The following is a 12,958-nucleotide window of genomic DNA, read 5'->3' as shown; positions in this document are numbered from 1 at the left end:
ATAAAGCTTCATGATAACATTTTTCCAAAGAAATAGCCCAATATCCGGAAATTCAGATTGATTTGCGACTGAGTGATCGCTTCGTCGATCTCGTTGCAGAGGGAATTGATATAGCAATTCGGTTGGGAGATCTCAAAGACTCTAGTTTGATTCGCAGGTATTTAGGGCAGACCCGATTTGTGCTTTGTGCTTCGCCCGCCTATCTAAAGGCTTATAGTACCCCGAGCACACCGCACGATTTAGTGCATCACAATTGCCTGCGATATGTCTTTGATGGACAGCCCGTTCCTTGGGACTTCCTTATTGACAAAACTTGGCAAACTGTTTCGGTGAGTGGCACATTCAATTCTGATAACGGGGGTGCATTGAAAAATGCAGCGATTGCAGGGTTGGGAATCACGAGGTTATTGAGTTTTCAGGTACAAGAAGAAGTTCAACAAAAGCAATTAGAGCTACTCTTTCCAGAGCAATTACCCCCAGGCTTGGTGGTTCAGGCAGTGTTTACTCATCAGCGCAATCTATCTCCACGAGTCCGGATTTTCCTGGAATTTTTGACAACTTACTGCACCAAAGTTTTAGTGTAACCAGGACTTTAGAAAACATATTTTATGTCAATATACCTCACAAGTCAAGCAAATAGTAAAGGAATAATTGGATCGTCAACTTTTACTTTGCAAGAGAGACTCGAGCGGACAATTTATAACAATTTGGATTTTAAGGATGAGGAGTAATTGCTAAGATTGTTATCATTCCTTGCTCTGGACCGTAGTACCAAAAAACTCTGAATGCAGCAGGCGTTTTATTTTCTACGTATGCCTCAAATACTTCTTCGCCATTGGGACCGGATAAACCATCGCGCTTTGTGAGTTTGCAAACTGGGATGACGGAGATTAGTTTCCATCAATGCCAGTGTTTTCAAAATTTTTCGGTACTTTTTGAGGTCAGTTTGCTCGATATTGGCTAAAGTTGCTTCTGCCGAAGGCTGGTAGATGAGCTCGAATTGCATTTAATCATCGATCTCCAAGTCCGCATATTGAGCAAATGAGCCGAGGGAACGTCCTTTTCCTTCTGTAGCTTCTTGCAGACCCTGTAGCACCATCGCTAAAGCTTTTGAATTTTGCCACAACCACCGTTGGTCTTCAGGAATTTTTTCGATATCCACAGGGTCTAGTAGAATTTGTCCTGCATCATTGCTCAATACTCGATAAACTTTTGCCTTGGCTGCTTCTCCTAATGTTAAATCACCTTGCTCATTTGTTAGAATAGCTTCTTTAATTATAGAAAAATTTTGATTGGTAATTATCATTGTTAAATTTTTTAAAATATACGACAATAATTATAACTCAATTTTTACTTTTTCACTGAACAACGCAGACACAATAAAATTGATGTTGTTGACTTTACAAGTCAAAACGCTCGTTAGAGGGCAGGAGTCAAATCAGTAGTTTATCTGGAACTAGTAGTGCTACCTTTAAGCCTCACATCTCTCACGAGATTATGAAACTACAACATCCTGGGTTAAGGACTCAATAGACAGTTGTGTTCCCTTAACCTGGAAGGCGGTAGCCTGCAAAGCAGCCAACATAATGTTAACTGCGCCTACCCAATCCCTGGGAGCCGTAAACTTACATTTAGGGCATGAAAATACTTTGTTGCCACCTAGTTTACGGTGAATTTCTCCACAGTGTGGGCAGGTTTTTGAGGTATATGATTCGTTAATCCTAACCACGATCACACCGTTTCTTTTAGCAGCCTGCTCTAAGTGCTTGGCAAATCGCCTGGTCGCCCAAGATAGCATATTTCTGACTGACTTCCTATTAATCTTTCGGGCAGTTTTCAAAACCATTTGACTGGTTTCATAGGTGGGGAGAAATATGAGTTTATACGTACTGGTTAGCAGGCTGGACGCTTTGTGGTGTAAATCATTCACTAGGTTACGAATTCTTTCTCTCAAACGTTCTATAGCTAGAGATAGCTTATATCTTTTACGTTTGTTTTGTTTACCTTTGCAAGAGCCTTTTTGACTGATTAAACTGTCAAGGTGCAGGCACAATCTAGTGATGCGCCCGATATCTCCCTTGCCAATCTCTAAGATGTTTTCCCCGTCATACCCAGTCAAAAAACAGCGATTACCAGGGTCAAGAGCAATCACTTTATCGCTTCTGGTCGCTACTACTTCTCGCACCTCTGGAAAGCACGCAAACCATTGACCTCTCTGATAAACTAACTCTGTTCCATAGACACAACTTTGTGGCACTTCGTACCCAATTGCAGAACAAAACAGCAATCCTTTTGCTTTACTAGGAAACCATGTACCATTCTTGTAAGCATCATTCTTAAATTGAATGACTTGGGACTTATCCCGACAAGAACGAAATCGCATTTCAAATTTACCGCGTTCAGTCTTTGGTTTAGCTTTCCACGCCTTTAAAGCTTGCCGTTTTGCACTTTCAGCTTCACACACAGATTCTTGCCTAGTTTTACCTAAACACTGTGTCCATTCATATTCTGGACGCTTTTGCAGGAATTGTATATATTGATCCAGGCTAGTACCTTTAGGCAATACAGTCCCAGCATTAAATAATTGAATGCATTGGTTATACACCCATCTATACGCAGCTAACCATTGTTTCCAAATAGCGTGCAATTTTTTACAGGGAAATATCGGAATCTTGACAAGACTGTTCGGCGGTGTGTTTTGACTCTTCTTGTAGGGATTCTTGCCGTAAGTCTTGTCCAATTTCTTTTCTGTATTTTCTAAGTCCGTAAAGCCGTGAACTGAAACAGTGGATGATGGACAGCATATCTGAAACCAGCTCCTGTTCAGGACTGAGTTGGCGGTTATCGAGAACCAAGAGTTCACATCTATTTGTTTCGCATAACCACTTAACCAATTCAAACCCAAATCTACACAGTCTGTCTGGGTGGGCAACGACAAGTTTTTGAATATTTCCCCGCAGAACTCGCTCCAGAACGGATCGCAGCTTTTTCCTCTTAAAATTGAGTCCGCTTCCAACTTCTGAAACAAGTTCAGCCTCCGGGAATCGTTCGCCCAAGAACGCAAGTTGTCGTTCAAGGTCGTCTCGTTGTGACGATGTACTAACTCTTGCATAACAGACTGTAATGAGAGGTTTGCGCTTTCCGGCGAATTCTTCAATTTCTGATTGCTTAAATCTTCGTTGATTTCCTGGTGTGCGGTACGCGGTAATCTTTTCTTCTTTTTCCCATCTTCTGAGGGATTGGGGATGAACTCCGAGTATTCGGGCTGCTTCCCCTGGGGTGATGTACTCATCCATAAGCAACCTTTACTTAACCATCCCTAATATATCTTATATATTAGATTTAAGCAACTATGTTAGGTACAATCAAGAAATTGGCTATCTAGTCAATGCTCTGTCTCATAAAATTTGATGGTTAATTTTACTCAGATCCCCGACTTCTTGAAGGATACAGCTGGCGAATGATGGGTTTGACCCCTCACCCCAACGATTTTATAGGCGTTTCGAGACGATACTCGGAATGCGATCGCGTCCTGAAATAGCGCTGAAATAGCTTATTTCTCGTCATTGGGGGGTGTCACCCCCTAATCGCCAGCTGTATCCTTGAAGAAGTCGGGGATCTGACCTACCGTTGTAGTACTAAGAACTAGAAATTTTTTGCTTCATCGGAATTTCAATCCAAAACTCAGTCCCCAACCCTATCTGAGAATTGCATTTAAAAACTCCACCGTGTTTATCCACGATAATTTGGTAACTAATTGACAACCCCAAACCAGTCCCTTTACCGACTGGCTTAGTTGTGAAAAATGGGTCAAAGACTCGTTGGAGCAAATCTTGGGGTATTCCCGAACCGTTGTCAGAAATGCGAATCACAACACTGGGAATATGACCTTCTATTTGACTTACAAATGTTGCGATCGCAATTCTACCCTTTGGCGCTTCTGCTACAGACGCCCTATGTTGATCCAAAGCATCAATAGCATTGCTGACAACATTCATAAAAACCTGATTGAGTTGTCCTGCATAGCACTCTACCAAAGGTAAATCGCCATACTCTTTGATAATGTCAATCCCAGGGCTGTCAGGTCTGGGCTTTAACCGATAGTGTAAAATCAGCAATGTACTGTCAATTCCCTCGTGAATATCCACAGGTTTCATTTCAGCTTGGTCAAGTCTGGAGAAATTTCTTAACGAGAGAACAATTTGACGGATGCGATCGGTTCCTATCCTAATAGAAGCAAGTATCTTGGGCAAATCCTCTACAATAAAATCAAATTCGATTTCTTCTGCCCGCTCAATAATTTCAGGGTTGGGATTTGGATAATATCGCTGGTAAAGTTCTAACATTGTGAGCAAATCTTCAGTGTATTCATTCACATGGCTAATGTTGCCATAAATGAAGTTGACTGGATTGTTAATCTCGTGAGCAACACCTGCAACAAGCTGACCCAGTGAGGACATTTTCTCAGTTTGAATCAGTTGAGTCTGGGCTTCCTGTAGTTCGTGCAGTGCATTGGTCAATAGTTCTGCTTGTCGTTGAGTTTGAGTTAGTAACTCAGCCTGTTGAAGCGCTACCCCAAGTTGGGCGGCAACTTGGCTCATAAATTGAATTTCAGTGGTTTCCCATTGGCGGGGTTGAGAGTGTTGATACGTTGCTAGCAAACCCCAAAGGTTAGAACCAACAAAAATAGGAGCAAGAATATAAGATTTGATATAAAACTGTTCTAATATATCGATGTGACAGCGATCGAAACCTGCTTGATAAATATCATCTACAGCAGAAGTTTCATTGTTGCGATACCGCCCTCCCTGAGTTTCTTGTAAATAGGTATCGTTCCAAATCGTGTTGATGCTTAATTTAGAAATATCAGACCAATCTTGGTTGAAAACCTCAAAATTGCCTACAAATTCTCCACCCCAATCAGAATTAAAGCGGTAAACAGCAACCCGATCTGTTTGTAGGAGTTGACAGACTTCCTTTGTTGTGATGTGAAAAATGGTATCAAGGTCAAGAGATTCGCGAATCTTGGTGACAACGCTAAACAAGGCTTGTTGTTGTTCGGTGGCTTGTTGTAATTTGGCTGTACGTTCTTTAACTTGATTTTCTAAGTTGGCATTTAGAGCATTCACTTGTTGGTAAATCTCGCGCTGCTGAATTGCCAAGCTAAACTGCTTGCCTAATGCTTGGGCTAATTCAAGTTCTTCTGCAGTCCATTCACGAGGTTGTGCTTTTTTGTATTCGCGCCATACTTCAAATGACAAACGGGGATATAATTGCCGTTCGTCGCGATCGAATCGTCCAGCCCAAAGAGTTTCTGTATCAACTTCATCTCGAAAAATACTTAAATAACCCAGCAATTGCTGACGGTACTGGAGTGGTAGCATCAAAATGCTGCGAATCTTGGTAGGTCGGAAAGCAACTTGTAGATTTCGCAGCTGTGGTGTTTTGTAGATATCTGGAATAACCCATATGTCACAGTCCCCAGATTCATTATAGTGTTCCTGCCAAACGCTATATTGCTCCATCAATTGATATCTGGCAATCTCCGGGACAATGGGTTGGTGACCATAAATATAAATTTTGACAAAATTTTCACCGGATTCCAGACATTCTGCCAAACTTCTTACGGTGTTATTCTTAACATCAAAGGCTCGATTCCTGATGCAAAGCCTGCCACCAGACCCCCCAAATGCCGTCACTGCTGCTTCTAAAGCTGGCTGCAATTCAACTGTGGGCATTGAATGTAACAAAGTGGCAACACGGTTGACAATGGCTTCCCGTTGTGACTTTTCATGTGCTTGGGTAAGGATGTTACTTTGCGCGATCGCAACTGACAACTGGTCTACAACTCTCTGCACCGCCTCAACATCATCTTCCCCAAACACATGGAAGCCTGAGTCATGAGACACCAATAGTCCCCAAAGTTGGTCTTGATGGAAAATGGGAGTGACTAAAGAGGACGTAACTCCCATTGCGCTCAAGTATTCCAAATGACAAGGATCTATAGGTCGATATCGTATATTTCCTGATGCCGTCTCTCCCGTTTCCAAATTATGTAACGGGCTGTGACCTATTTGCCGACTTTCAACATGGGCTACAGAACGTACTCGCGCCTTAATAAAAAGTTCGCGGGCATGGGGAGGAATATCATCCGCAGGAAAATTAAGCCCCAATAACGATGGGAGACGATAGTTATGAATCGCTTCAGCAATCACTTGACCGCTACTATCGGGATGAAATTTGTAAATCAGTACGCGGTCAATTAAGAGCAAAGAACGTACTTCTGCAACTGTTGTTGTCAAAATCTCTTCTAAAGAAAGTGTTCGCCGAATATTGTTGACAATCCGGCGCAACAAATTTTCTTGTTCTAAACGAACCTGCAAATTATCTTCGGCGCTAGAGGGCATTGCTTTTAGCCAAATAAATTCTGAAATAAGTTGGCATTAAAGGCTTGCACTTGTTGGTAAATCTCGTGTTGCTGAATGAAGAGAGTAAATTGCTTACCTATGGCTTGGGCTAGTTCAATTTCTTCAACAGTCCATTCACAAGCTTGCGCCTTTTTAGATTCTCTCCACACCTCAAATGACAAACGGGGATATAATTGCCGTTGATCGGGGTCAAACTGACCAGCCCATAGAGTTTCGGTATCAATTTCGTTCCGGAAAACACTTAAATATCCAAGCAACTGCTGACGATATTGCAGTGGTATCATTATGATGCTGCGAATTTTAGTGGGTTGAAAAGCAATTTGCAGATTTCGCAATTCGGATGTTTGGTAAATGTCTGTAATCGCCCAAACATCAGAGTTACGAGATTTGTGGCGTTCTTGCCAGACACTGTATTGCTCCATATATTGATATTTTGCCACCTCTGGCATCACGGGTTGCCAACCACAGGTATAAAGTTCAATGGAAGGGTTTTCTTCGTTCAGACAGTCTGCCAAACTTTTCACAGTGTCATTTTGCAAGCTAAAGGCTTGATGTCTGATGCAAAGCCGACCGCCAGTCCCAGAAAACGCCTCAACAGTTTCTTTTAACGCTGACTGTAATTCAAGACTTGGCATTGAATGCAGTAGGGTTGTTATGCGATCGAGTACTGCTTCCCTTTGCGCTCTTGCTTGGGCTTTGGTGAGAATGTGACTTTGTGCGATCGCGACAGACAACTGATCTACCACTATCTGCACGGCTTCAATTTCCGACTCAGGTACTGAACGCGGTTCTGAGTGATGGGAAGCTAACAATCCCCAGAGTTCTTCTTGATGAAAAATTGGCATGATGAGAGAAGACTTCACCCCCATTGCCGTTAAATACTCGACATGGCAAGGATCGACAGGGCGGTATGTTATGTCTCCTGATGTAGCTTCTCCAGTTACTAAATTACGCAAAGGGCTTTGACCTATCTGTCGCGTGTCAACATTCACAACAGAACGCGATCGTGCTTTCATAAACATTTTCCGAGCATGAAGCGGAATGTCATCAGCAGGAAAATTTAATCCCAACAACGATGGTAACCGATTGTTATCTATAGACTCTGCAATCACTTGACCGCTACTATCATCATGGAATTTATAGAGCATGACTCGATCTGTTCTCAGTAAAGAACGAATTTCCTCTACTGTTGCTCTAAGAATATCGTTTAAATCTAAAGTTTGATGAATGCTGTTTATTATGCGGCGTAGCAAATTTTCTTGGTCTAGACGCAATTGTAAATCTTGTTCAATGCTGAGAGTCATAGCTTTTAGTCAAATAAAGTCGGCTGAAATAAAGAGAAATAAATTTCAAAGGATAATTATTTATCTAAAAATATTGTGAATTTTAATTGTACTGTTTGTCTTCAGCAAAAATACTGACAAAGTTTTGCAAAATAATTTTATAGTTTTCTATACTTAAGTACGTTGCTTAACTAAAATCCCGACTTACGTTTCTGGGAAATATGGTTGGGATCTTGTTGTTCCAATTCTGTCCTGAGAACTTCCAACATCTTTTCATGAGGTGGAATAACTTACTACTGAATTCTTCAATAGGAATATGAAAAATACGCTTTCATAATATGTACTTTAGGCTGCTTCCTGTACCCATCAAGACAACCTGGCGATCGCTTTTGATTGCACCTTCCTCAAGCAGTTTTCGCACACCAGGTACAACTGCTGCTGCTTCCGGACATAGCAAGACACCTTCCAACATCTTCGACACCACGTTGAACGATTTTTGCCGCATCAGATATCTGTCCCTGAACCAAGTAGGTACGAGCACCCAAAATCGCACACATCTTCTGAGATACTTGTTGAGCATCAGCGGGCATAATGACTACGGTAGGTATACCCGCTCGCGCTCCATACATAGCTAATGCCTCACCAGCATTACCGTTAGTAGCAATCGCTAAAGTTTTCGCTCCAAGTTCTACTGCCCGAGAGACTGCTACTGAAGCTCCTCGCGCTTTGAATGTATCACCAGGATTGGTACTTTCGTCCTTGAGCAGTAATTGCCCTAATCCAAGAAATTGAGCGAGTTTGGGCAATTCATACATAGGCGTGTAGCCTTCTGCCATTGAAACAATATGGCGATGTTCGCGCACCGGAAGCAATTCGCGGTAACGCCACATATTTGGTGGTCTTGTTGAGATCTCAAACTTGGTTATAGAACGCTGGACTTTCTTAAGATCGTAGCGTGCTAGAAGGGGGGAACCCACGGCAGAAACATTGTTAAGTTTGTCAGCATCGTAAATTTTGTGGGATTTGGCACATTCAAGGTGAGAAAGCGCACTATAAGTATTTTGTGTTATTTGGTTTAGCATCTTAATTTCAAATTTTTTTAAATTAAAAATTTTTATAATTTCATAACAGATTCACAGCTCTTACCTGTAGTAATAATGTTGTGAAATAATCTGTTTAGCTCGGCTTCGTGAATTTCTGGATTAGCGAGGATCAAGCGAATTCCGATCCGACCTTGGTAATGAGCATAGTTGATAGCAGCTTGACCAGATTGGAGCAATTGCTTGCGAATTGCCAAATTAATGCGATCGACATCCGTGTTCGGGTCAACACCGTCGGGGATATAACGAAAACAGATATTCAAAAATTGTGGCTGAACCATCAGTTCTAGATGCTTGCAAGTTCGGATAAATTCCGTAGCGTAGCTGGCAAGTTCAAAAAGGCGGTCTACTCTTTGCTCGTACCCATTTTTCCCGTGTCGTTTCCAAGATAGCCAGAACTTGAGTGCATCTACTTTTCGACCACATTGCAGTGACATTCTTCCCAGATCGTAAGCCGCATTTTCGTCCTCGTGGAACAGGTAATCAGTATCCCCACTAGAACAAGCATCGCTCAACGTTCCTTTTTGTTTCACCAAAATAGCCGAGCAAATTAAGGGTACTCCCATTAATTTATGGGCGTCCCAAGTAAAAGAATCCGCTAGCTCACTTCCCGCCAACAAGTGCTTGTGCTTGCGACTGAATAAGACAGGACAGCCCCAAGCACCATCCACATGTAGCCAAAGTTCGTATTTACGGGTTATTTGTGCAATAGATGGGAAAGGGTCAAAAGCCCCAAGAACAGTCGTCCCGGCAGTGGCACCAACAAATATTGGCGTTTTCCCGTCATTCAAGCTCTGGATAATTGCAGCTTCTAATTCCTGTGGAATCATGCAGCCTAAGCGATCGGTCTTTACTTTGACAACATTTTCCATTCCAATTCCTAACAGATTTGCTGCTTTAAGAAAGGAATAATGCGCCTGTTCTGAAATGAACGCTACAAGCTTTGAGCCGCCCAACCCAGTATGTTTAGTCTCAGGTAGTAATTTATGTCGCGCTAGTAGCATCGCGATCGCATTTGCGTTGCTGCCACCTGTAACCATCAAACCCTCACCAGAGTCGAAACCTACCATACTATTGAGAGCATCAATCAAAGCCATCTCCATAAGTGTGGCAACTGGCGAACTCTCGTAGGTGTGCATAGTATTGTTAGTTACGCTCGTAACCATTTCACTCAGTAGTCCTTCTGGCTGGAAACCGGCGAAGAGTAGATTGAAAAAATTCGAGCTACTAGTCCGGGTACTATACTGGAGGTACGATTGAATCACACCGAATAGCTCTGATAAAGAAACACCCTCCTCTGGTAAACTTAAATCGAGTTTTTTCTTAAGTATATCAGGGCTTTGATAATCGACTACCTTCGTGCCTATTTGCTGTTCCTGTAAGTAATTTAGGATCATTTGAACGACTTGAAGGAGTATTTTTTGATCCTCTGTTATACAACTACTCATGTCTAGACTTATTAATAATGAACTGGTACTGTAAAAGTTTAATTCTTGCCACCATAGGCAAAACCTTGAATTCCTTATGTTGCCGTTGATGATTTAAAGGTAACGGGGAGAGCCTTTAAGCCACGCAAGACGATGCTATGACGCCACTCCAGTTGGTTTGAAGCTAACTTTAAATCAGGAAATTGTTGCATCAATGTGTTAATAGCAAGTTGAGTCTCCACCCGCGCTAGTGCAGCTCCCAAGCAATAATGAATACTATCAGCAAAAGCAACGTGGTGATTCGGGTTCCGATGAATATTTAATTGATCGGGTTCGGGAAACTGCGCTGGATCTCGATTAGCTGCTCCTAAGCAAAGAACTATCTTTTCGCCTGCTTTAATTGTTTGGTTGCCTATTTCTAAATTATCAGTAGCAATACGGGTTAACATCTGAACTGCACTATCGTAGCGAATTAATTCTTCTACAGCACTTTGAATCATTGTCGGTTCTCTTTTGATCTGTTCCATTTGGTGAGGGTGTTGTAGCAATGCTAGCATTCCATTGCCTATTGTATTACCTGTAGTTTCTTCACCAGCGGCGAATAACAATGTGCAAACTGCTAATATTTCCTTTTGACTTAACCGATCGTTTTGCTCTTGAGCTGCAATCAAATTACTAATCAAATCTTCTTGTGGTGTTTTTTCTCGTTCGGCAATCAGAGTACGTAAATATTCCTGAATCTCTTCTGTAGCTTTATTCATCGCTTGATATTCTTCTAGTGACACCAGTGGATCTAAAATACGGGACAAAACATTAGCCCACTGATGAAGCTGCTGTTGAGCTTCTTTTGGTATTCCCAACAGCTTACTAATTACACTAACAGACAGTGGACTGGCAAGATCGGCAACAATGTCCATACTCCCCTTGTGCCGAATTTTGTCAAGCAATTCATCCACAATTTCCTGAATATGGGGACGCATACGCTCAACAACTACAGGAGAAAAACCTTTACCCACCAATGCACGTAATCTAGTATGGTCTGGTGGATTCGTATAAAATAAAAATCGGCTGGTGGTATAAGCAAGAGTATTTAGATTCTTTTCCTTGTCTTGGAGATATTTGTTTCTTTCTTGTATTGATTTTGGTCTATCATCAGTACGAACACAACCACTTTTTAAAACTGCTTTGACATCGGCATAGCGGGTAACGATCCAATCACCTCCAACAAAGTATTTATGTACCGGATCTTCTTCTCGGAGGCGATGGTAGGTTGGATAAGGATTAGCGTTAAACTTAGAGTCAAAAAGATTGAATTTGAATGCTTTTGCTGACGCTATTTTTTTGGTATTTGTAGTACTAGGTGCTTCTTTGTTCATATTTATGTTTCGGCAATTTCATTGGTTTCAAACACTACTTGAGAAAGATGAATTTTAAAAACTTATAGGTAGAGCTTTTAAGCCACGCAAGACGATGCTATGACGCCACTCCAGTTGGTTTGAAGCTAACTTTAAATCAGGAAATTGTTGCATCAATGTGTTAATAGCAAGTTGAGTCTCCACCCGCGCTAGTGCAGCTCCCAAGCAATAATGAATACTATCAGCAAAAGCAACGTGGTGATTCGGGTTCCGATGAATATTTAATTGATCGGGTTCGGGAAACTGCGCTGGATCTCGATTAGCTGCTCCTAAGCAAAGAACTATCTTTTCGCCTGCTTTAATTGTTTGGTTGCCTATTTCTAAATTATCAGTAGCAATACGGGTTAACATCTGAACTGCACTATCGTAGCGAATTAATTCTTCTACAGCACTTTGAATCATTGTCGGTTCTCTTTTGATCTGTTCCATTTGGTGAGGGTGTTGTAGCAATGCTAGCATTCCATTGCCTATTGTATTACCTGTAGTTTCTTCACCAGCGGCGAATAACAATGTGCAAACTGCTAATATTTCCTTTTGACTTAACCGATCGTTTTGCTCTTGAGCTGCAATCAAATTACTAATCAAATCTTCTTGTGGTGTTTTTTCTCGTTCGGCAATCAGAGTACGTAAATATTCCTGAATCTCTTCTGTAGCTTTATTCATCGCTTGATATTCTTCTAGTGACACCAGTGGATCTAAAATACGGGACAAAACATTAGCCCACTGATGAAGCTGCTGTTGAGCTTCTTTTGGTATTCCCAACAGCTTACTAATTACACTAACAGACAGTGGACTGGCAAGATCGGCAACAATGTCCATACTCCCCTTATGTCGAACTTTGTCAAGCAATTCATCCACAATTTCCTGAATATGGGGACGCATACGCTCAACAACTACAGGAGAAAAACCTTTGCCCACCAATGCACGTAATCTAGTATGGTCTGGTGGATTCATATAAAATAAAAATCGGCTGGTGGTATAAGCAAGAGTATTTAGATTCTTTTCCTTGTCTTGGAGATATTTGTTTCTTTCTTGTATTGATTTTGGTCTATCATCAGTACGAACACAACCACTTTTTAAAACTGCTTTGACATCGGCATAGCGGGTAACGATCCAATCACCTCCAACAAAGTATCTATGTACCGGATCTTCTTCTCGGATGCGATGGTAAGTTGGATAAGGATTAGCGTTAAACTTAGGGTCAAAAAGATTGAATTTGAATGCTTTTGCTGACTCTTTTTTTTTGGTATTTGTAGTACTAAGTGCTTTTTTGTTCATATTTATGTTTCGGCAATTTCATTGGTT

General features: G+C 41.5%; 10 protein-coding genes and 1 pseudogene. 1 reads left to right on the top strand and 10 read right to left on the bottom strand.

Annotated features, from left to right (window positions below; genetic code table 11):
* Positions 1-32: 32 nt before the first annotated feature.
* Positions 33-584: a substrate binding domain-containing protein gene (locus WA1_RS45590; protein WP_081403070.1), complete on the top strand. Its 552-nt coding sequence runs from the start codon at positions 33-35 to the stop codon at positions 582-584.
* Between the two features lie 233 nt (positions 585-817).
* Here WA1_RS45590 and WA1_RS60990 read toward each other — a convergent pair whose 3' ends face one another.
* From WA1_RS60990 to WA1_RS45540, 10 genes and pseudogenes are all read right to left on the bottom strand, one after another.
* Positions 818-1,006 (bottom strand): hypothetical protein, encoded by a 189-nt coding sequence (locus WA1_RS60990; protein WP_017744209.1) that lies wholly within the window; start codon positions 1,004-1,006, stop codon positions 818-820.
* The gene (locus WA1_RS45580; protein WP_017744208.1) at positions 1,007-1,306 is read right to left on the bottom strand and encodes a hypothetical protein; all 300 of its coding nucleotides are present in this window, start codon (positions 1,304-1,306) and stop codon (positions 1,007-1,009) included. It abuts the gene before it with no gap.
* A gap of 189 nt (positions 1,307-1,495) precedes the next feature.
* A complete protein-coding gene (locus WA1_RS45575) occupies positions 1,496-2,647 on the bottom strand; it encodes an RNA-guided endonuclease InsQ/TnpB family protein (RefSeq protein ID WP_272819113.1) in 1,152 nt (383 codons plus the stop codon).
* Between the two features lie 4 nt (positions 2,648-2,651).
* On the bottom strand, positions 2,652-3,296 hold the full coding sequence (locus WA1_RS45570; RefSeq protein WP_017750196.1) for an IS607 family transposase: 645 nt from the start codon (positions 3,294-3,296) through the stop codon (positions 2,652-2,654).
* Between the two features lie 342 nt (positions 3,297-3,638).
* Entirely contained in the window at positions 3,639-6,407 is a 2,769-nt protein-coding gene (locus tag WA1_RS45565; RefSeq protein WP_017744207.1) for a GAF domain-containing sensor histidine kinase, read from the bottom strand.
* A 26-nt stretch (positions 6,408-6,433) separates the two neighbouring features.
* Positions 6,434-7,732: pseudogene (locus WA1_RS45560) on the bottom strand (GAF domain-containing protein); the annotation flags it as partial.
* A 383-nt stretch (positions 7,733-8,115) separates the two neighbouring features.
* The gene (locus WA1_RS45555) at positions 8,116-8,793 is read right to left on the bottom strand and encodes a pyridoxal-phosphate dependent enzyme (RefSeq protein WP_017744205.1); all 678 of its coding nucleotides are present in this window, start codon (positions 8,791-8,793) and stop codon (positions 8,116-8,118) included.
* 32 nt (positions 8,794-8,825) lie between these two features.
* Positions 8,826-10,259, bottom strand: a complete 1,434-nt coding sequence (locus WA1_RS45550; protein ID WP_017744204.1) for a pyridoxal phosphate-dependent decarboxylase family protein — start codon at positions 10,257-10,259, stop codon at positions 8,826-8,828.
* 74 nt (positions 10,260-10,333) lie between these two features.
* Entirely contained in the window at positions 10,334-11,614 is a 1,281-nt protein-coding gene (locus tag WA1_RS45545) for a cytochrome P450 (protein WP_066613286.1), read from the bottom strand.
* A 54-nt stretch (positions 11,615-11,668) separates the two neighbouring features.
* A complete protein-coding gene (locus WA1_RS45540) occupies positions 11,669-12,931 on the bottom strand; it encodes a cytochrome P450 (RefSeq protein WP_066613283.1) in 1,263 nt (420 codons plus the stop codon).
* Positions 12,932-12,958 lie beyond the last annotated feature (27 nt).

Origin of the sequence: Scytonema hofmannii PCC 7110, from assembly GCF_000346485.2 — a bacterium.
Classification (GTDB): domain Bacteria; phylum Cyanobacteriota; class Cyanobacteriia; order Cyanobacteriales; family Nostocaceae; genus Scytonema; species Scytonema hofmannii.
The sequence above is the reverse complement of the archived record's forward strand: the minus strand, read 5'-3'. Positions and strand labels throughout refer to the sequence as shown.